General features: G+C 64.7%; 23 protein-coding genes, 1 tRNA gene and 1 pseudogene. 11 read left to right on the top strand and 14 right to left on the bottom strand.

The window, feature by feature from the left end; genetic code table 11:
* Nucleotides 1-141: 141 nt before the first annotated feature.
* Nucleotides 142-1,023, bottom strand: a complete 882-nt coding sequence (locus tag BYZ73_RS19170; RefSeq protein WP_112317301.1) for a hypothetical protein — start codon at nucleotides 1,021-1,023, stop codon at nucleotides 142-144.
* Nucleotides 1,024-1,122: 99 nt separating this feature from the next.
* Between BYZ73_RS19170 and BYZ73_RS19165 the strand changes: the two genes are divergently transcribed.
* A tRNA-Trp gene (locus tag BYZ73_RS19165) sits at nucleotides 1,123-1,198 on the top strand.
* Between the two features lie 409 nt (nucleotides 1,199-1,607).
* Here BYZ73_RS19165 and BYZ73_RS19155 read toward each other — a convergent pair.
* Nucleotides 1,608-1,856: pseudogene (locus BYZ73_RS19155) on the bottom strand (transposase); the annotation flags it as partial.
* A 231-nt stretch (nucleotides 1,857-2,087) separates the two neighbouring features.
* On the opposite strand from BYZ73_RS19155, the gene BYZ73_RS22485 reads away from it, so the two are divergent.
* From BYZ73_RS22485 to BYZ73_RS19140, 4 genes are all read left to right on the top strand, one after another.
* Nucleotides 2,088-2,354 (top strand): hypothetical protein, encoded by a 267-nt coding sequence (locus BYZ73_RS22485; protein WP_146746337.1) that lies wholly within the window; start codon nucleotides 2,088-2,090, stop codon nucleotides 2,352-2,354.
* Between the two features lie 12 nt (nucleotides 2,355-2,366).
* The gene (locus tag BYZ73_RS19150) at nucleotides 2,367-2,882 is read left to right on the top strand and encodes a L,D-transpeptidase family protein (RefSeq protein WP_112317300.1); all 516 of its coding nucleotides are present in this window, start codon (nucleotides 2,367-2,369) and stop codon (nucleotides 2,880-2,882) included.
* Nucleotides 2,883-3,483: 601 nt separating this feature from the next.
* The gene (locus BYZ73_RS19145; protein ID WP_112317299.1) at nucleotides 3,484-4,062 is read left to right on the top strand and encodes a hypothetical protein; all 579 of its coding nucleotides are present in this window, start codon (nucleotides 3,484-3,486) and stop codon (nucleotides 4,060-4,062) included.
* Between the two features lie 24 nt (nucleotides 4,063-4,086).
* Nucleotides 4,087-5,913 carry a methyl-accepting chemotaxis protein gene (locus tag BYZ73_RS19140; RefSeq protein ID WP_146746336.1) on the top strand — a complete coding sequence of 609 codons (1,827 nt, stop codon included), beginning with the start codon at nucleotides 4,087-4,089 and terminating at the stop codon, nucleotides 5,911-5,913.
* 444 nt (nucleotides 5,914-6,357) lie between these two features.
* Here BYZ73_RS19140 and BYZ73_RS19135 read toward each other — a convergent pair whose 3' ends face one another.
* Nucleotides 6,358-7,122, bottom strand: a complete 765-nt coding sequence (locus tag BYZ73_RS19135) for an AraC family transcriptional regulator (RefSeq protein WP_112317298.1) — start codon at nucleotides 7,120-7,122, stop codon at nucleotides 6,358-6,360.
* Between the two features lie 106 nt (nucleotides 7,123-7,228).
* On the opposite strand from BYZ73_RS19135, the gene BYZ73_RS19130 reads away from it, so the two are divergent.
* Nucleotides 7,229-7,954, top strand: a complete 726-nt coding sequence (locus BYZ73_RS19130; protein WP_245943236.1) for a sulfite exporter TauE/SafE family protein — start codon at nucleotides 7,229-7,231, stop codon at nucleotides 7,952-7,954.
* Here the strand turns inward: BYZ73_RS19130 and BYZ73_RS19125 are convergent.
* Nucleotides 7,945-8,847 (bottom strand): aminotransferase class IV, encoded by a 903-nt coding sequence (locus BYZ73_RS19125; protein ID WP_112317296.1) that lies wholly within the window; start codon nucleotides 8,845-8,847, stop codon nucleotides 7,945-7,947. The genes BYZ73_RS19130 and BYZ73_RS19125 overlap by 10 nt on opposite strands.
* A gap of 141 nt (nucleotides 8,848-8,988) precedes the next feature.
* Here BYZ73_RS19125 and BYZ73_RS19120 point away from each other — a divergent pair, with 141 nt between their 5' ends.
* Nucleotides 8,989-9,930, top strand: a complete 942-nt coding sequence (locus tag BYZ73_RS19120) for a LysR substrate-binding domain-containing protein (protein WP_112317295.1) — start codon at nucleotides 8,989-8,991, stop codon at nucleotides 9,928-9,930.
* Nucleotides 9,931-10,398, top strand: coding sequence for a GNAT family N-acetyltransferase (locus tag BYZ73_RS19115; RefSeq protein WP_112317294.1), 468 nt, complete (start codon nucleotides 9,931-9,933; stop codon nucleotides 10,396-10,398).
* Here BYZ73_RS19115 and BYZ73_RS19110 read toward each other — a convergent pair.
* Genes BYZ73_RS19110 through BYZ73_RS19100 form a run of 3 tightly spaced genes read right to left on the bottom strand, consistent with a single transcriptional unit; the run spans nucleotide 10,390 to nucleotide 11,971 of the window.
* Nucleotides 10,390-10,863, bottom strand: a complete 474-nt coding sequence (locus tag BYZ73_RS19110; RefSeq protein ID WP_112317293.1) for a GNAT family N-acetyltransferase — start codon at nucleotides 10,861-10,863, stop codon at nucleotides 10,390-10,392. The genes BYZ73_RS19115 and BYZ73_RS19110 overlap by 9 nt on opposite strands.
* On the bottom strand, nucleotides 10,857-11,456 hold the full coding sequence (locus BYZ73_RS19105; RefSeq protein ID WP_112317292.1) for a 2-hydroxychromene-2-carboxylate isomerase: 600 nt from the start codon (nucleotides 11,454-11,456) through the stop codon (nucleotides 10,857-10,859). The genes BYZ73_RS19110 and BYZ73_RS19105 overlap by 7 nt, the downstream gene beginning before the upstream one ends.
* Nucleotides 11,453-11,971, bottom strand: coding sequence for a cupin domain-containing protein (locus tag BYZ73_RS19100; protein WP_112317291.1), 519 nt, complete (start codon nucleotides 11,969-11,971; stop codon nucleotides 11,453-11,455). The genes BYZ73_RS19105 and BYZ73_RS19100 overlap by 4 nt, the downstream gene beginning before the upstream one ends.
* Before the next feature lie 141 nt (nucleotides 11,972-12,112).
* Here BYZ73_RS19100 and BYZ73_RS19095 point away from each other — a divergent pair, with 141 nt between their 5' ends.
* Together BYZ73_RS19095 and BYZ73_RS19090 are read left to right on the top strand one after the other, a co-directional pair.
* The gene (locus tag BYZ73_RS19095; protein WP_112317290.1) at nucleotides 12,113-13,090 is read left to right on the top strand and encodes an alpha/beta hydrolase family protein; all 978 of its coding nucleotides are present in this window, start codon (nucleotides 12,113-12,115) and stop codon (nucleotides 13,088-13,090) included.
* Between the two features lie 28 nt (nucleotides 13,091-13,118).
* Nucleotides 13,119-13,664, top strand: a complete 546-nt coding sequence (locus BYZ73_RS19090; protein ID WP_112317289.1) for an AAA family ATPase — start codon at nucleotides 13,119-13,121, stop codon at nucleotides 13,662-13,664.
* On the opposite strand, the gene BYZ73_RS19085 is transcribed toward BYZ73_RS19090, so the two are convergent.
* The 6 genes from BYZ73_RS19085 to BYZ73_RS19065 form a co-directional block, all read right to left on the bottom strand.
* A complete protein-coding gene (locus BYZ73_RS19085; protein ID WP_112317288.1) occupies nucleotides 13,665-14,540 on the bottom strand; it encodes a PhzF family phenazine biosynthesis protein in 876 nt (291 codons plus the stop codon).
* A 19-nt stretch (nucleotides 14,541-14,559) separates the two neighbouring features.
* On the bottom strand, nucleotides 14,560-15,105 hold the full coding sequence (locus tag BYZ73_RS19080) for a YbhB/YbcL family Raf kinase inhibitor-like protein (protein ID WP_112317287.1): 546 nt from the start codon (nucleotides 15,103-15,105) through the stop codon (nucleotides 14,560-14,562).
* A gap of 90 nt (nucleotides 15,106-15,195) precedes the next feature.
* The gene (locus tag BYZ73_RS19075; protein ID WP_181498110.1) at nucleotides 15,196-16,419 is read right to left on the bottom strand and encodes an MFS transporter; all 1,224 of its coding nucleotides are present in this window, start codon (nucleotides 16,417-16,419) and stop codon (nucleotides 15,196-15,198) included.
* A 19-nt stretch (nucleotides 16,420-16,438) separates the two neighbouring features.
* Nucleotides 16,439-16,696: a hypothetical protein gene (locus BYZ73_RS22480; RefSeq protein ID WP_146746335.1), complete on the bottom strand. Its 258-nt coding sequence runs from the start codon at nucleotides 16,694-16,696 to the stop codon at nucleotides 16,439-16,441.
* A gap of 31 nt (nucleotides 16,697-16,727) precedes the next feature.
* Entirely contained in the window at nucleotides 16,728-17,183 is a 456-nt protein-coding gene (locus BYZ73_RS19070) for a cupin domain-containing protein (protein WP_220086861.1), read from the bottom strand.
* A gap of 8 nt (nucleotides 17,184-17,191) precedes the next feature.
* Nucleotides 17,192-17,569 carry a nuclear transport factor 2 family protein gene (locus tag BYZ73_RS19065; protein WP_112317284.1) on the bottom strand — a complete coding sequence of 126 codons (378 nt, stop codon included), beginning with the start codon at nucleotides 17,567-17,569 and terminating at the stop codon, nucleotides 17,192-17,194.
* Between BYZ73_RS19065 and BYZ73_RS22475 the strand changes: the two genes are divergently transcribed.
* Entirely contained in the window at nucleotides 17,563-17,976 is a 414-nt protein-coding gene (locus BYZ73_RS22475; protein WP_146746334.1) for a hypothetical protein, read from the top strand. The two genes, BYZ73_RS19065 and BYZ73_RS22475, sit on opposite strands and share 7 nt — an antisense overlap.
* Here the strand turns inward: BYZ73_RS22475 and BYZ73_RS19060 are convergent.
* Nucleotides 17,973-18,470 (bottom strand): PaaI family thioesterase, encoded by a 498-nt coding sequence (locus BYZ73_RS19060; protein ID WP_245943234.1) that lies wholly within the window; start codon nucleotides 18,468-18,470, stop codon nucleotides 17,973-17,975. The two genes, BYZ73_RS22475 and BYZ73_RS19060, sit on opposite strands and share 4 nt — an antisense overlap.
* Nucleotides 18,471-18,829: the final 359 nt, after the last annotated feature.

Raw genomic sequence — 18,829 nt, 5'->3', positions numbered from 1 at the left:
ATCCGCGAAGGCGGCCGCACCGTCGGCGCCGGCGTCGTCTCCAAGATCATCAAGTGATCTGTCTCGCCTGAGCGCGAGCCGGGGCCGTCCTTCGGGGCGGCCCTTTTTCGTTTCGAGAGGGGTGCGGGCCGGTCGCCGGGCCTAGTCGGGGCGGCGCATGCGCCAGGCAATGCGCTGGCCGGGATTGGCCGCCAGGGCACGGTCGAGCCGGTCGAACCGCTCTTCGCAGCCGAACCGCGCGAACCGCGCCCGGGCGGCGGTCAGGCGGCCGGCCAGTTCGACGTCACTTGCGCCATGGCAGGCCGCGCGGGCCAGGTCGGCGGGCGTGGGCGGGCGCAGGCAGAGGAAGGCCGCCGTGGTGCCGGGGCCTGCCGTCAGCGGCGCGAAACAGCCCGCCAGCGCCTCCATCTGCGCGGCGATCCAGGGCTGGCGCCAGTGAAAGTAATCCTGCTGCACCACCACCGCGCTGCCCGGCAGAAGCGCGGGAAAGAAGGTCCCGGCAATCGCGTCGGCGGTGTCGGTGGCCTTGGCCGCATCGATCGTCAGGATCTCGATCGGCCCGCCCGGCCAGACCGCCGATCGGATCTCGCCCGGCACCAGCGTCACGGGCCAGCGCGCCAGCAGCTGCCGGACAAGCGGGAGGAGGTCCGCGCCCTCAAAGGGCGCGATGCCTGCGGCATAAAGCACCTTCGCCTTGACCTCGGGCGTGGCGGTGAAGCGGTCATAGGCCAGGATGCTGCCCAAGTGACCGGCCTGTCGCCGCCCCTCGGCCAGCCGGGCGGTCGAGCCTCCGGCGAAGCAGCCAAGATCGACGATAGCCCCGGCATCCTGCGCCCAGTCGCGTGCCAGCCAGAGATAGAAGGCCTGTTCGGCCCGCGACAGCATCGTCGGGACCTCGAGGGCCGTGGCGGTCTCTCTGATGTCGGGTCCGGTCCAGGGCGCGCTGTCGAAAAGAGCGCGGGTCCGGTCCGGGATCTCGGCCGGGCAGTTGGGCAGGGCGGAGGGCGGATCGGCGGGGGCCATGTCGCAAGCCCTAGCATTGCCCCGGACCCGAAACCAGCGCGCGAGGTGAAAAGCACCCTTGATTCCGCCCGCCGCATATCTTAATCGGGCGCACGGCCTAGGGGTGTAGCTCAGTTGGTAGAGCATCGGTCTCCAAAACCGAGGGCCGGGGGTTCGAGTCCCTCCGCCCCTGCCAGGCCGCTTTCCAACGAGTTATGGCGTGTCTTTCGAGCGGATTTGTCCAACCTTTCGGAAAGGTTGGACGCGCCTTTGTCGCTTTCGCAGTCGTCGAGTCGCGCCAGCGCGGCGGTGCCGAGCTTCGTCCGAGATGCTTTCCGGACATAGACCGCCGCCATCCGCGTGTTCTCGTGCGCGAGGACGACCGCGATCTCCCATTCGGTCGCGCCGTGCTCTGCAAGACGGGTCGCGCCCGCTTTTCGGAGCCCGTGAACATCTCCCGAGGGAACATCGATTTCTGTCTCGAACCGGTTCCCGAAGCCGCTTTCGGCATGAGCGGTTCCGGCCTGCGTCGGCAGAAAGAGAATAGGACCCGGCGCGTGGTGTAGCTGACCGTGTGCCTCGCGCTTTCAAGTGGGTCGAGCCGGTCAGTCTCTCTTTGCTGCAGACAGTCTGCGACTGAGATCATCGCAGACAGGCGCGCGGGTTTCCGGCGTCGTGCATCTGGCGCGCTGCACCGTCCAATCCTCGGTCTGCTCCATCCGGATCGCGCCGACGAGGCGCCGGATCGAAGCTTCGTTGGGAAAGATACCGACGGCATTTGTCCGCCGTTTGATCTCGCCGTTCAGCCGTTCGATCGGATGGATGCTCTGCAACCTGGTGCGATGCCGGGTCGGGACCCCGATTCACCGGATACCGGGACTGAACGCCTGAGGAAACCGGCCGACCTCCGCCCTGCCAGGCCATCTCCCGGAGTTCTGTTGCATGACATTCTCTCGTGCCCGGTTTGTCCGACCCTGCCAAAAGGGGGGACAAGGTTTCATCGCCCCCGAGGCACTCGGGTCACGCCAGAACGGCGGCACCGGGCTTTGTCCGGGACGTTCTGCGGACACAGACGGCGGCCCTCTGTGTATTCGCCTGGGCAAGCATCCCTGACGATTTCCGTGGAAGTGCGTGATGACCTTCTGACCGGCGTTGAATGCCCCGACGCGGCACTGCGCGACCGCGTTCCGGCGATCCTGTCCGGCTTTGCTCAGAGCCCGGTGGAACTGCGTCCGGGCAGCCGCTTCCACAGCCGCTGTCAATCTGCCAGCATTGTCGGTATGGGCGAGACGCCCCCGCCCGAAACCCGCGGCATCGGGACCGTCGCTTGCCGTTTTCCGCTCGACACCTGAAGGAGACCCGCCTTGGACATCGTCATTTCCGCAGCCGGGGACGGCTGGGAGGCAAGTTTCGGCGACCGCCGCTGGCGCTGTGCCGTCGGGCGCAGCGGTATCGACACGAAACGCGGGGAGGGAGACCATATCAGCCCCGAGGGCTGTTGGCCGATCCGCCGCATCCTCTATCGCGCCGACAGGGTCGCGGTTCCTCCGGCAACGCGCTTGCCCTGCATGGCGATCGACCCCGCGGACGGCTGGTGCGACGCCCCGGATCACCCGGACTACAACCGTCCGGTCAGGCTGCCGTTTCCGGCAAGCCACGAGGCGCTCTGGCGTGAGGATGGGCTTTACGACATCGTCGGCGTGCTGGGATTCAATGATGATCCGGTGGTGGCGGGCGCGGGCAGTGCGATCTTCCTCCATGTCGCAAGGCCGGGCTATGGCCCGACCGCGGGCTGTGCCGCCCTGGCCCGTCACGACCTGCTGGAGCTTCTGTCGCGGATCGATGCCGATACCCGGCTCTGCTTCCGCCGGGGAGGCTGACGGTCACAAGCGGCCGGATGGACGCCCCCGACATCGGGGTGCCTGAGCGCGCTCGACCTTCTGCCGGGGCGGTCCGCACAGGCACGCCTGCCGATCCGCTGGATCTTGGGGCAGATCGCCGGGCCTGTGGGGTCTGGGAACGGCTGGTCAGCCCGCATGAAAAACGCCACAAACTTTCCCGAAATCGTCTTCAAGCCGGACGCAGTTTTGCCCGGGAAGCCCCCTAATCACCCACCGCGAGAGACGGAGGTGCCCCGCTCTTCTCCCCGAGGGGCACGCGATATCGGTCGAATTCGAGGCAGTTTCGAAGCCGTGCTGCCGGCCCGGCCGGAACGTCGCCGCAGGCGCGGCAGCGCCTCTTTCGACGGTCGCGGAGGGGGGTAAGTGCATGTACGGCAAAGTGTTACGTGGTTTTCAGCGCGTTTCGGGTGTTTCGTGACGGTATCCGATCTTCGGTCTGGCAGACGAGATTGCCGCGTCTCGCGCAGGTCTTTGACTTGAGGCCGATTAACAAACGCGCAGCGATTGTCGGATAATGCTTCGACAAGCGTTTGCCTCGCCCTTGGGTCCGGCAAAGCGCCTGAATGGAATGAGGATCACGATGCTAATCCTTCGCACCGCCGTCCTAGCGCTTCTGTGGGTCGGCGACTGTGGGGCCGCCCTGGCCGGCGACTTCGATGACCAGATGAAAGCCTTCTATCAGGACTCGATCCTGCCCTGGGCCCGGTCGCAGCAGATCCTCGACGCGGTGGCCGCCCAAAACCTGCAGACGGCCGATCTGACCCAGGATGATATCGACCGGCTCGACAAGCAATGGGTTGGCGAGATCGGGACCGTTTCGGCACCGCTGATCGACTCGGTCACGCGCAGTCCGGTGTCCGACATGCTGCGTGCTCAGGTGATGGCGATGAAGGGCGCGGTGACCGAGATCATCGTGATGGATGCGCGCGGCCTCAACGTGGCGACGTCGAGTGTTCCGTCCGACTACTGGCAGGGCGACGAGGCGAAATACCAGGAAACCTATGGTGTCGGCCCGGACGCCATGAATTTCGGCGAGGTCGAATTCGACGACTCGTTCCTGAAATATCAGGGCCAGATCTCGTTCACGCTCGTCGACCCCGAAACCGGAACTCCCATCGGTGCGATGACCGTCGCCGTCGATGCCGAAGAGTTCCTCTGACCTGTTCCGCCAAGGAGAGCGACCGTGCAATCCACCTCTCAGACCTCCCGGACAAAGTCGTTCGGTTCCTCGGTTTTCGTACGGATCGCCGGGCTGATCGCACTGACGACCATCATCGTCGCGGTACTTCTGACCGCTCTGTCGGTGCGATCGACGCTGCAACTCGTCGACAAGTCTGTCGACAGGTTGATGACCGAGATGACCAAGGGCAGCGCCGAGACCCTCGGTGGCCATATCGCCTTTCGAAATGAGGCCCAGATCCAGGCGGAACTGGCGAAATACGTGGGGGGTGCCGGCGAGGAACTGGTCCGGGTGCAGGTTTCTGCCGCCGACGGAACCATTCTGGCCGAAGGCGGCGGCAGCGCGACGGATCAGGCCGAGCTTCAGCGCCAGATCGACCGCGCGATCGAGACCGGCACTACCGCCTATTCCGACGATGGCCTGACGATTGCCGAGCCGGTGCATTACGGCAAAAGTGGCCGCGTCGTCGGCGTGGTCGCGGCGGTCTGGTCGCAAGAGGCGCTGATCGGCCATTTCCTGGCGGATACGGGTCCGGCCATGGCGCTGATCGCGGTGCTGTTCGTCCTGCTTGTCGTCGGTGCGACGATCCTGCTGCGCCGGATGATCGGCCGTCCGCTCGACGAGGTTAGCGAGGCGATGGCCCTGGTCGCGGATGGCACGCTCGACCGCCAGGTGCCCGATACCGCACGCAAGGACGAGATCGGCGTCATCGCGCGCAGTCTTGAATCGCTTCGTGGCAAGCTGCTCGACGCCAGGCATGCCGAGGCCGAGCGCGAGGTTGACGTCGCCGATCAGGAACAGGCGGTCGAACTTCTGGGGCGCGGTCTGACGGCGCTGGCCTCGGGCGATCTTACCTTCGTGATCGAGCGCGAATTCGCCGGCAGCCGCGACCAGCTGCGCGTCGACTACAACGCTACCGTACAGACTCTGAACGCGCTGATGGGCGCGGTCGTCGAGAATGCGACCGAAATCACCACCCGCGCCGAAGAGATCAGCGGCGCCTCCGACGACCTGTCGCGCCGAACCGAGAACCAGGCCGCCACGCTGGAAGAGACCGCCGCCGCCATGGACGAGATGACCGCCAGCGTGCGCGCCGCCGCCGACGGCGCGGCCCAGGTCGAAAACGTGGTGCGCGAGGCGCGCGGCAATGCCGAACAGTCGGGCCTCGTGGTCAAGGAAGCGATCGGCGCGATGTCGGAGATCAAGAAATCGTCCGACGGGATCAACCAGATCATCGGCGTGATCGACGATATCGCGTTCCAGACGAACCTTCTGGCCCTGAACGCGGGCGTCGAGGCGGCGCGCGCGGGCGAGGCGGGACGGGGTTTTGCCGTGGTCGCGTCCGAGGTGCGGGCGCTGGCCCAGCGGTCCTCCGAGGCCGCGAAGGAGATCAAGACGCTCATTTCGACCAGTTCCGAGCATGTGGAGTCGGGGGTGTCTCTGGTCAACCAGACCGGTGAGGCGCTGACCGACATCGTCGAGCGCGTCAGCAACATCGCGGCGCTGATCGGCGACATCGCGACCGGCGCGCAGGAACAGTCTGTGGGGCTTGGCGAGATCAATGTCGGGATCAACGAACTGGACAAGGTCACCCAGCAGAACGCCGCCATGGTCGAAGAGGCGAACGCGGCAGCTACCACGCTCAAGCAGGAGTCCCAGGCCCTTCAATCCCAGGTGGCGCGGTTCCGGTTGCGCAACGGGGCGGTCAGAGCGTCTGCCTCCCTGGCCGTGTCCCGTAGGGAAATTCCTCCGCCCGTCGTCCGGGATGCACCCGCCCCAGGCGAATCCAGGAAACGTGCGGCTAACGACGCGGGCTGGCAGGACTTCTGACACGTCCAGTGTCGGGCAACAGACTCCGCACGCAGTGAAGCGCAATCGCCACCTTCTAAAGGCACGCGCATTTGATCTCGATCTGTCCAGCGTCTCTCTGGAGCATCGCTGGTAGGGCTGCCGGTCCCGCTCAGCCCGAACCTCGTCGCCAATGTCCAGACCAGAGCCGAGAACGTCCAAGGCCTGAAAGGCGAGAACGACCTCAAAATCGTTCGCTCCCGCGCCTGGCACATCCGCCAGCAGTGATCCCGAAACCTCGTCGGCTGAGCTTCATTCCTTTCGAGGATCCGCCCCCGGGGGATGCGTGCCGGCAGGTCCTGGCAATGCACAAGTCCTCCGGAGGATAAACGGGACCCGCCTGCCTCGGCTCCTCGACGGGGTTACCGGCAGTGTCTTGATAGGGTTCGCCCTGCGAGTGCTGACGGAGCGGCGCGTGGGAAGACCTCAGATCTCCATCCGACGCTGCAACTGACCTGGCGTGATCCCACGGGCGGCATGAAAGGCGGCCACGAAGCCGCTCGCGGTGGCGTAGCCGGCGGCATGGGCTGCATGCTGCACGCTTTTGCCGGCCATCAACGGGGCAATTGCGCGTGCCAATCGAAGGTCTCGCATCCAGGTGGCCCAGCTTTGCCCGGTGTCGCGACGGACGAGCCGTTGCAGGCTGCGCCGCGACAGCGCCAGTGCCGCGGCCCAGTGGTCGAGCGAATGGTCGACCCCATCGAGATGTGCCAGCGCGATACGACGCAGGCGCGGGTCGGCAGGCAGGGGCAGTGTGGGCGCAGGGGCGGGGCGCGCAAGCCGGTCCCACAGCACGGCCGTCAGCCGGGCGAAAGCGGGCTCTTGCCGATCGGCGCGGCTGGACCCTGCGAGGGTGCGGAGAAGTTCGGCCTCCAGCGCATCGAGAGGGAAAGAAGTGGGGGCCTTGGGCAGCGGTGCCGTGGCGGGCCGGGTGTAGAGATTGACCGATTTCCGCGCGCCCTCGGCCCGGATGCGGTGGCGGTGCTTCGGTGGAAGCCAGATCGCCATGCCGGAAGAGATAAGATGCAGCCTGCGTTCTGTCTCGACCGTCACCGGTCGGTCCGGGCACCAGGCGAGCTGTCCGCGCCAATGCGCATGCGCTTCCGGCATGGTGCCGGGTGTGAAGCTCGTGATCCTGCCGATCACCGGACTTCCATCCTCGGCAAATCCTCCGATCTCATCGCGCTGCATGTTGGCACCTCCGGGGTATCATCTGGCACCGGGGCGACACATTTTTCCAGCCCCTCCGTCAGGATCGCGTGGAGGCGGAGCGGAGGACCGGATGGATATGACGACAATGGCGCTGCTCGCCGGCGCGGGGCTGCTCGGCGGGCTGTGCAATGCGATCGCGGGCGGGGGCACGTTTTTTACCTTCCCGGCGCTGCTGGCCGTGGGGCTGCCGCCGGTTACGGCGGGCGCAACCAGCGCAGTGGCGATCTGGCCCGGCCATGCGGCCAGCCTGATCGGCGAAGGCGCGGTGCTGCGGCAGGAACTGATGGCGCGGCCCGGGCGCGTCGCGGTGTTTGCGCTGGCCTCCGCGGCGGGGGCCGGGCTGTTGCTGCTGTCGGGAGATGCACTGTTCCGGCAATTGGTGCCCTGGCTGCTGCTTTTCGCGACGCTGCTGTTTGCGGCAGGGCCCATGCTCAACCGCTGGCTCGCCCGGCGCGGGGTGTCGATCGGGCCAGTCAGCGCCGCGTGCGCCGAGGGGATCGTGGCCCTTTATGGTGGTTACTTTGGGGCGGGGCTGGGGGTGCTGCTGCTGGCGCTGCTGACCGTGACGGGGGACGACGATCTGAAGCGGCTGAACGTGGTCAAGAATGCTCTGGCGACGCTCGCGACCAGTATCGCCGTCCTGATCTTCGCCTTTGGCGGTGCGGTCGCCTGGGAGCCGGCTGCCCTGGTCTTTCTGGGGGCGACGGCAGGTGGTGTCATCGGTGGCCGGCTGGCGCGCCGGGTGAAGCCGCAACTCCTGCGCGCCGCGATCGTCTGCCTCGGCCTGTTGCTGGTCTGGCACTACGCGTGAGCCCGGGTCGAGGCGCGGAACGCCTTGCGCAGGGCCGTGGTGATTGGCCCGACCGGCCAGATGCTGTGCTTGCCGGGGCGGTCCAGCGAGACCACAGGGCGAAGCTCGACCGACGTGCCCGTGACAAAGACCTCGTCCGCTGCATCCAGATCGTCGAGGCTGACGGTTCCTTCATGAACCGACAGGCCAAGGCCACGCGCAAGGTCGAAGACATGGCGCTTGGTCAGGCTGTCGAGAAAGCATGTGGGAAGGGGAGAAAGAAGCCTGCCGTCCCGGACGAGGACGATGTTCGTCACCGTGGTTTCGGCGACATGGCCTGCCATATCCAGCATGAGGGCATCGTCATGTCCGCTACGGGCGGCTGCGGCCCGAGACAAGGTTCCGGTCATGTAGAGCCCCGAGCATTTCGAGGCGGTCGGCGCCGTATCGGGCGCGGGGCGCCGCCAATCCGACAGAACCAGGCGCAATCCGCCGGTCCCGTCCCCAAGGGCGGTTTCCACCGGCCAGTCCCAGGCCGCGATGGCAGTATGGATCCGGCAACCCTGCGCCGATACGGTGACGCTTTCGCTTCCGCGCCAGGCGATCGGTCGCACATAGGCGTCCTTCAGGCCGCCAGCCCAAAGCACGGCCTCGGCCGCGGCCTGAAGATCATCGACCAGCCATGGCAGCGTGTAGCCGAGAAGCTCGGCCGAGTGCTGCAGGCGCCGGAAATGCTCCTTACCCAGAAACAGGCGACCGTCATAGGCGCGGATTCCTTCGAAGACCGCGCCGCCGTTGTGCAGAGAGTGCGTCAGAACATGCAGCATCGCATCACCGGACGGCAGAAGCGTCCCGTCGAACCAGACGGGGCTCGTCGTATCGACGAGCGGGACCTTCACGGCTTCGGTCAGCATTCGGGATCTCCCAGTTCGCGGATGGTGGGACAATCTTCAGGCTCAGGAGCAGGGCAGGCGAGTGAGCAGTTTTCAGGCGCTGATGAGAAAGCGTCGTTCGCGTGGTGCCGGTTATCGGCGATAGTCGGTTTGTGAGGATCTATGGATAAACAAGTCCCCTTTCGGCTGAATGTGCCCTTGAACGCCCTGCGCGCCTTCGAGGCCGCGGCGCGCCATCTCTCGATCAAGGAGGCGGCGCTGGAACTTGGCGTCACGCCATCGGCCGTCAGCCACCAGTTGCGCGGGCTTGAAGATGCGCTCGGCCTGACATTGATGCGGCGGGTCGGTCCGGCGCTCGAATTGACCGAAGCCGGAGCGAGACTCGCGCCCGATCTGAGCGAGGGGTTTTCCCGGATCATCGAAGCGGTCGGCGGTCTCAGACAGGATCGCAACGCGGGCCCCTTGCGGCTGTCGATGCTGCCGACTTTCGCGGCCCATTGGTTCTCACCCCGGCTCACGCGCTACCCGTTCGAGCGCAACGGTTTCGATCTGCTGATATCCACGACACAGGAGGCTGTGGACCTGTCGGCCGGAGTGGCCGATGCGGCGGTGCGGCACGGGCAGGGCCAATGGGATGGGTTGCAGGCGGACCTGCTGTTCGAAGAAACCGTGAGCCTGTTCGGCGCGCCACCCCTGGCCAAGGATGACCCCGACGAAATGCGGGCGCAGATATCGGGCATGACCCTGTTTCTCTCGCAGTATCGGAAAGAGAACTACGCGCGATGGAACGCGACGTTGCCGGGCGGGCCGATCCGGCCTGCTGCGGTGATGATGGTCGATTCCGCCGGGCTGGCACTGCGCGCGGCCATGGACGGGGCAGGGGTGGCTCTGGCAGGCGTGGAGATCGCTGCCTTCGACGTCGGAGCCGGGCGGTTGACGCAGCTCTTTTCACACTGGGCTCATACGGGCGGAGGCTACTTCCTCGTCTATCCCGAGGCGCTGGCCCGGGACCGTCGCGTGCGCAACCTGAGCCGCTGGATGATCGAGGCCTCGGCCGGGGAAAGGAGCCTCGCGCAAAGGCAACTGGAGCCGGGAGCAGATTGAATGAATCGTATTGAAGCGGTTGCGCTCGAGATCCGGCGACTTGAGGAAAACGACCGCGTGGCATGGGAAGACCTCTGGCAAGAGAACCTGGACCATTTCGCGGCGCCTGATCGTGCCCGGGCGGACATGCCCGTCATCTGGCAGCGCCTCATGGATCAAGCCGCGCCACTTCTTGGCTGGCTGGTTCTGCTACAGGGGCGGGCCGCCGGGCTGGCGCATGTGGTCCTTCGTCAGCACAGCTTCAGCACGGCCCAGATCGCGATCCCGGAAGATCTCTGGATCGCACCTTTCGTGCGCCGTCACGGGCTGGCGGAACGGCTTGTCGAGCGACTGGTTCAGGAGGGGCGCGCGCAGGGCTGGCGCCGCATCGAATGGGAAACCGGCGTTGAGAACTTCGTCGCGCAGCGGCTCTATGACCGGATTGCCACGCTCGATCCGGTGAAACGGTACCGGATCGACCTAGATTGAGCGGCTTTGGCTCAGCTCGATCCGAAAACTGTCCCAGGGCGCGGGATCGGCGATCGACAGATACAACCGTTTCGCCGTCAGATTGTCCTGCGGCACCAGCCAGCGCAGATGGGTCCAGCCGCGCGCGATACCGATCTCGGCCAACTGGCCAATCAGGGCGCGGGCAAGGCCGCTTCCCCGCGCCTCAGGCATGACGAAGAGGTCGTCGAGCTGACCAGCACGGCTTCCTGAGATGATCTCGGGCAAGTCGAAGGCCAGTGCAAAGCCGGCAAGCGCGCCGCCATGATCCGCTCCGAGAAGCAGCAGATCAGGCTCGCTGAGGGCGCGCTCGATCAGGGGTGTGGCCTGTTCCGGCGTCATTGCCTCGGCCGGTCCGCCCATGGCTCTCCGATAGGCCGTCATCAGATCGGCTAGGCGCGGAGCGTCCGCGGCTGACAGTCGGCGGATCGTCGGTACGTTCACCATCCGCCGGTCCTGACCCACTCTGCCATCATTTCCATGCGGTCCCAGCCCCAGAAAGGCTCTTCATCGACGATGAAGAAGGGAGATCCGAAGACGCCCCGTGCCACCGCGTCTTCTCCGATCTTCCGGACTTTTTCTTTCAGGGCAGGGTCGGCGATGCCGGCCAGAAGGGTTTCGGGTTTGAGACCGAACTCTGGGGCGAGCCGCGAGACGGCTTCGGGTGAGGCGGTGTCGAGACTGTCGTTGAAATACAAGGTGAAGACCCTCTTCGCGACGGCAGCAGCAAGTTCAGGGTGCTGTGTTTCAATCCAGTAGAAGGCGCGCGTCGCCGCCAGGGCGACATGGGGATGGTTGGCGGGCAGCTGGAAGGTCAGTCCCTGGTGCCGTGCGATCCGCGCCCAGTCGCGCCGCGCATAGTCGCGTTTCAGCGGCGTCGACGACAGTCCGCGTGCCCCCGTCACCTTATAGGCGGTGCCCAGCATGTAGGGTCGCCAGAACACGGTCCGACCCAGGTCTGCCGCGATGGCCTCAATTCGCTGCGCAGCGAAGAAGGCGTAACCGGACGAGAAGTCGAACCAGAACTCGAGGGGGCTCATGGCTCTTCGCCGTCCCAGTAATCGACCGCATCCGTGGTCCGGAAGGAGCTGGCAACCCGGCGCTTTGCCTTGTCACCTCCGGGCGCGGCGCCCGCGAAGACTGTCAGCTTGCCGCTGTCGGGATAGGCCATCACATCAGGCTCTCGCATGGTGCTGACCGCGACATATCGCAGAGGTTCAGTGCCGGTTGCGATCAGCTGATGGGCCGTTTCGGCGCCGCCCGCAGGGCAGACCGCCACCATGCCGGCTGCGACCGGGTACCGGTCGGGGCCGAACCGCAGCTCGCCGGTGCCCGAGAGTATGACGAACATCTCGTCATTGGCGTGATGAGCATGGAAGGGCCAGGCCGCTTTGCCAGGCGGAACCTCCACCAGCCGCGCCCCCAAATGCATCGCTCCGAGTGGGGCGGCGATGGCCGCCATGGCGGCATGAAAGCGGGTGCCATAGCTCTGTGGCGAGAGGTCCAGATCGTCGAGCGTGACGACGGGGCTGCGTGGCGTGTGATCCTGAGTCATTTCGGTGCCCTCCTGCGAGAAGAGAGCGCCAATCCGACCGGTCCCGCAATTGAATTGGCTTCAGGTGAGCCGTAGCAAAGCTCATTTGGCGTGATTTCCCTTTCAAAGGAAGCTGTTCTCGTATTGTCGGACCTGAGACGAATGTGGACACCAACGCTTTATCGCTGGAGACCTGACGCTCCGCCATCGCGGCCAAACCCTGAAAGGCCCGCCTCGGCGAGGCCCGCCGAACGCTTCGAGGTGGCGGCTGAAGACGGGTATCCGATCAGGGGTGGGATCTGGCACGCAGACACCGGCCCTGTCGTCGTGCTTCATGCCGCTACGGCGGTTCAGGCGCGCTATTACGCACGGTTCGCATCCTGGTTGTCCGGGCAGGGGGCGACGGTCCTGACCTTCGACTATCGCGGGATTGGTGAGTCCCGCTCGACGCCGGTGAAGGATTTGCAGGCGGGATGGGTCGATTGGGGCGTGCTCGATGCTGAGGCGGTGCTTGCCTATGCTGGCACGCGCTGGCCGGATCGTCCGCTCTGCGCCGTGGGCCATTCAATCGGCGGCTTCGCCCTGGGGTTGGCGCGCACCTCGGATCGGCTGGACCGGATCGTGACGGTTGGCGCGCAATTCGCCTACTGGCGCGATTACGATTCCCGCCAGCGGCGGGCGATGTATTTGAAATGGCATCTCTTTATGCCAGCCGTGACGCGGCTCTTCGGCTATTTTCCCGGGGCACGGCTTGGATGGCTCGAGGATGTGCCGCGCGGCGTGGTGCGCGACTGGAGCCGGATGGGGCCGCGGTTCGAGACAAGTGTTTGCTCTGCTTTGGACCCAGCAGACCTTGCAGCGCGTCATGGCGCCACCCGGGCGCGGCTCCTGGCCATCGGGTTGACAGATGACCCGTTCTGCACCGAAGCTGCGGGGCAACGATTGCTCGACTACTATTCCGGGGCGGATCGAACCCATCTGCGGATCGGGCCCTCGGATATCGCGGTGCCCGAGATCGGGCATTTCGCATTCTTCCACGCCCGTTTCGAACAGACGCTCTGGCCGCTTGCCGCCGCATGGTTGCTTTCCGGTCGACTGCCCAAGGATGCTCCGGGGCGGATCGTCTTTCCGACAGGCTGAATGCAGGTTTCTTTCCACCAGGATCAAAATGAACGACCGACTTTTTGTTATTACCGGCGGCCCGGGATCGGGTAAGACGACGCTTCTGTCCGCATTGGCGCGGCATGGTCTCGCAACAATGCCCGAAGCCGGGCGCGCGATCATTCAGGATCAGACCCGGATCGGCGGGACAGGGTGGCACGGTCAGGACCGGCAGCTTTTTGCAGAGCTCATGCTCGGCTGGGAGATGCGCTCTTGGCACGAGGCGCAGGGGACCGACGGTCCGGTGGTCTTCGATCGCGGCATTCCCGATGTGATCGGTTATCTTCAGCTCTATGTGGGAGAGGCGCCCGCACATGTTCACGCGGCGGCCGAGCTCTACCGGTATCGCCCGACGGTCTTTCTTGCGCCGCCCTGGCCCGAGATCTTCGGTCAGGATGCGCAGCGCGGGCAGGATTTCGACGAGGCGGTCGCGACGGCAGAGGCAATGGAGCAGGCCTATGCGATGGCGGGATACGACCTGCTGCCGCTGCCCCTGGACACGGTCGAGGCGCGGGTCGATTTTGTTCTGGAGGTTCTGGATCAGTCCGTCTGATCAGGACGCGTCACCCAGATCCAGCTCGCCCCGCAGGACGATACAGGCGGCCCCGCCGATGGTGATCCGCAGCCCTTCGGCTGTCGTTTCCCAGCCCGCGCGAACCAACCCGCGCCGGCCCATCTCGACCCCTTGCTCCGACAGGTAACTACCCCGAGGCACCGCGTTGCGATGCGTGGCGATCCACGCAGCAATGGCGCCATTGCCAGACCCACAAACAGGATCCTCGGCCACGCCCTCACCCGGAGCGAAGGTGCGTACACGCAGGCGCGGCGTGGCCCCGGCCCCGCTGTCCGCAAAGACCGTGAGCCCTGCCGCGCCGAGCCCATGGCAGATCCGCTCGATCCGGCCGAGGTCGGGTCGCAGGCCAGCCAGTGCCTGGAGGTCGTGCAGCTCAAGCAACAGCCATGGAACCCCCGTCGAGACGATCCGATGCGGGCTGTCCGCGAGCAGATCGAGCGGAAGGCAGATCGTCCCGGCAAGTTCAGCTTTGGTGACTGGCACATCGCGGAATTGGGGCGTTGCCTGCGTCATCGTGTAAAGGTCGTCTTCGACGCGGATCGGAACCAGTCCGATTCCGCATTCCTGCATCAGGCTTTGGGGCGTTCTGCTTTGCTCGCCGCAAAACGCATGGGCGGCGGCGATGGTCGGATGACCGGCGAAGGGCAGTTCGCGCACCGGGGTAAAAATGCGGGCGCGATAGTCCGCATCACCGGTCGGGCGAAGCAGGAACACAGTCTCGGAGAGGTTCATCTCGCGTGCGATGCGTTGCATGATCTCGGTGGACAAGTCGTCGGCGTCGAAGACCACCGCCGCCGGATTGCCGAGCAAGGGTCGGTCCGAAAAGGCATCGATCTGAAGCATGCGTTTCTTCATGGTCGGTAAGCCCTTGCTTTCAGCGCCCGTAGCGCGCTGTCAGTGTCACACTGCCAAGGCTGTGCGCGTGGATCATGTAGCCGGCGAGGGCGGGCATGGCGCTGGCGTCCAACCCCAGGCTCGGCACGTCGATGGAATAGACGGTGAACTCGTAGCGATGAGGGACTGCGCCCTCAGGCGGACAGGGGCCGCCATAGCCGGGCCGCCCGAAATCCGTCAGAGACTCGACAAGAGGGGCGGGCAGGTAGCCGGAGGCGCCCGCGAGCATCGCTCGTGCGTGCGCCGGAATATCCAGAACGATCCAGTGCCACCAACCGCTGCCGGTCGGGGCGTCCGGGTCGTAGACCGTAATCGCGAAGCTCTGCGTTCCTGTGGGCGGGTCATTCCAGACCAGGTGCGGGGATTGGTTGAGCCCCTCGCACCCCATGGTCGAATTCACCAATTCCATGCGGATGGTTTCATCCTCCCGCAGGTCGCGGCTGTCCAGATCGAACGCGTGAGCGACAACGGGAGCGGCGGCGAGCGCCATTGAGAACAGAGCAGTACGGCTTAGGTTCATCATCATGAATGTCTCTCCTCGACTTCCATGATTTGACGGTATTCCAATGTGTTAGATGCGGCGATTGAGGAGCTTTCAGGGGCCCGGTAGAAATGATCACCGAACCTTGTCCAGACCCAGGGCGCGACCTTGATGCAGAGCCATCCACGCCAGAGCGATGGCTTGCAGACCGGCGATCAACACGATGAACGTCACATGGGCGGACGCAATGCTCCACCCAAGCCGAACCAAAGCCTCGATGCCTGCGCCGATGCCGCCTTGCATCAAGAAACCGGTGAGGACGGCGCCGAGATTGAGCATGGCGATAGTGCGGCCGGACACTGTGTCGGGTAGCAGCCGGATCAGAAGCGCGTAGGCAAGGATGGGACCCGCGGTGAACAGCCCGTATCCAGCCCAGAGGATGGTCTGCAGGGACGCGCCTGCACCGGCAATCGCGAGCTGACACAGAACAAAGCCAAGCGTCAGGGCGAACGTCAGGTGGAACAGGTGCCGGTCGGTGCGGGCGATCCGATCGGCGAGCAGGCCGAAGCCGAATTGCCCCAAGATGACGGCAAAGGAGAGCGCCATCAGGATACTCGCTGCCACAGTCGACGGGAGATCAATCGCGTCGCGCAGCCAGACCCCGGCCCAGAGCCCCTGATAGGCGACCCAGGTTCCCTGACAAAGGGCCGAAGCCGGTGCGATGGTGAGAAAGGCGGGGTGCGTGAGGACACCACGCAGTGCCTTCACAGCCGGTTCCAGCACCGCAGGTGCGGCCCGTTCCCTCGTCTGGGGCGGAACCACCGCGGCGATGATCAATGCAATGGTGGCTGTGGCGCCGGCGAGACCCAGGAAAATTTTGCGCCAGCCGATTTGGCGTAGCAGCCATTCGGTCGGGCTGGTGGCCGCGAGGGAGCCAAGGCCGGCCGCTGCAATCGTGATGGCGTTTACCAGGGGCAGGCGCTCCCTCGGCCACCACAGGGTGTTCGCCTTGTAGGCGCCGGTCCAGCAAGCGGAGAGCCCGAGGCCGATCATGAAACGCGCCAGGACGAGCATGTGGGCTGTTTGCGCCCCGGCGAAGAGCGTGGATGCGACGACAGCCAGGAAGAGCGTAACCACCAGCACGCGTTTCGGCCCGAACCTGTCCAGGGCCTGGCCGACGAACAGCTGCGAGCCGGCCAGTGCGCTAAGGAACGCGGAAGTCATCATGCCCATGGTCGCAGGCTCAAGCTGAAACTCGGCTGTGAGCCGAGGCTCCAGAACAGCGTTCACATTTCGAAAGAGTTCGGAGAGCAGGTAGGCGAAGGTGAATGGCAGAGAGACGAAGACGATGCGGCGCAACGGGGACAATTGGGCTGGGTCAGTCATGCGCGTGGCCGGACCAGATGCAGCAGTCGTCCCTCAGGGAGTATACCCGCCCAAGTTCGTCGGTTTGCATGGCGTGATCCTGAATGGAGCCCGTTTCGCCAGATCGGTGAGGATAAGAGACGAAGGACAGGAATGTCAGCAGGATGGCCGTGACCCAAAGAAGTGCAAGTCGTTGAAGACCCGACAGGCCGGGTGTCGGTGTCTCGCCAGAGGCGGCGCTCAAGGATTTTCTGAGTTCATTGATGTTCATGGCTTCTGGCATCCGCTCTTTGTCTCAAGTGCTAGCCGGGAGCCGCCTCCACGCCGATTGAGAACGTCTCAACCGAGCGGGAGATTTTGTCCGGGGCGGGCTGGAGCCAATACATCGGATGGTGCGCTACATCCGTCGGGACGTCCGCATGGTCTTCGACCGAATACCGGTCGCCGGCCGTATCAGGGGCGGAGACAAGCAGGATGCGCAGGTCTTCGGGCCCGTTGTTCTGCACCAAATGTCCCAAGCCCGGGGGGATTTCCAGGGCCTCTCCCGCCTTGACCAATAGGATACGACCCGGAACCTTGATCGTCAGTTCCCCGGCAAGGACATAGAAGATCTGGCGGGAGACCCGATGATAATGTGGTGCTTCGGCACCGCCGGGCGGCAGGCGCTCTTCGCGCAGCGAAAGTTCGGGGCGATCGACCAGTCTCCAGCCGTCGCAGCCGTTCCCCCAGGGGTAATGGTTTGCGTCGGTCGCGCGCACGGGGCCCGTCATTCCTCGGACCCGTAATAGGCTTCGCCCAGAAACTGGACGCCCTTGCGAAACCGCATGTGTTCGCAGGCATGCCTGACCCGACCACCGGCTCGCGACACATAGAAAACCGTCACGGATTGCGCCTCTTCGTCTACGGCGGTTCCGCTCAGTTCGAAATGAAGATCGGGCACGCGTGCCAGGGCGTCGGTCCAGTACTGCCGCAGGGCGTCCTTCCCAACGATCTGAGCGTTTCCCGCCACCTGCTTGGCGAGAGGGCTGATGAAGACGGTGTCTTCGGCGAACGGCGCGAGAACCGTCTCCACGTCATGCGCGTTCCAGGCGGCGATCCAATGCCTGGCATGGGTTTCAAGGTCAGTGCGGGAAAGTCTTGTCATTCTTCCGGTATCCTTCTCCGTCCGCTTTAGCGGTCGGGGCTGACTTTCATGCGGCAGCATGGCTGCTCGCAATTGAGGAATCTTCCGGCGGTCCTGAGGATTTCACGGCGACGATCACAGGGAGGAATTCTCAATATCCGCTGAAGGATCCGAAATTCATGCCTCTGGGCACGGGGTGCATTCTCTGGGGGCAGACACCGGAGGTGACCATGAACCCGCGATGCACGGCAAATCCGACGCAAGAGCGCGACAAAGATGGTCTCGCATCACGCGCGGCTCGGCTGCCGCGCCGTTTTCGGGCCTTTTACCGCTTGAGCGACACGGCGTTGGAAGATCTGGGATTGGATCGCCAAAATCTGCCGATCTTCAATCCTGTTCAGGCCATTCGCCGAGAAGACTTGTTCTAGCGCGAAGCGGGCAGGTCTGGCGTGTCATGCAAGCAGATCAGGGTTTGCATCCCCGTCGCGACATGTTTGCGGCGTTCTCCATCAACGCCCCATACATCGAGCTGGCAAATGGTCAGTGTGCGACCGTTCTTGATCACGCGGCCAACAGCCTCGAGATAATCTCCTTGCGCGGGGCTGATCAGGTTCAGTTTGAACTCGACCGTCAGGACTGAACTGCCTTCGGGGAAGAGTGCGAACCCGGCGTAACCGCCTGCGCTGTCGGCGATGGCCGATGTTCCGCCGGCGTGGAAGTAGCCATGCTGCTGCGTGAGTTCTTGGCGGAACGGCAGTCGCAACTTGACGAGCCCCGCGCGCACCTCCGTTATCTCGGCCCCGAGATGCGCCATAAGTCCCTGTCGTGCAAAGCTTTCGCGCGCTCGAATGATGATTTCCTCGGAAATTGGATCGCCGATCTGCATATTTTTCCTCCACATCTTGGCAGTGGAAGTATGCATGAGCCATAGGGCTGATCTTGTGAGGAATTCTCATTCCAAACTGAGTGTTTGGCATTGGAGCAGACCCTTGTGCGGACCTCGAACACCCGCATGGCGGCGTCTCTCCCAAAAAGAGCACGCCGCGAGCTTTTCCCAACAGGCGCAGATGCTGCATCGACAGCTTCATTACGCGGCTTCCGCGTTCGAGGGCTAGGGCGCAAACCCCGCTCCTAGGGCCCTGACCGTTTGGCCACCGTGCTTGGCCCTAAGCTCAGTCCTGTGCAGGGCGTTGTTGCGCAAATCCAGGGGATTCATCTTGTGAATCCAGCATGCTAGCCGGGCAGCATGAGCAGACCTCCGAAGCCGACCTGCAAGACGAT

The organism is Rhodovulum viride, from assembly GCF_003265965.1.
Lineage (GTDB): Bacteria > Pseudomonadota > Alphaproteobacteria > Rhodobacterales > Rhodobacteraceae > Rhodovulum > Rhodovulum kholense.
This window is presented reverse-complemented; position numbering and strand designations above follow the sequence as displayed.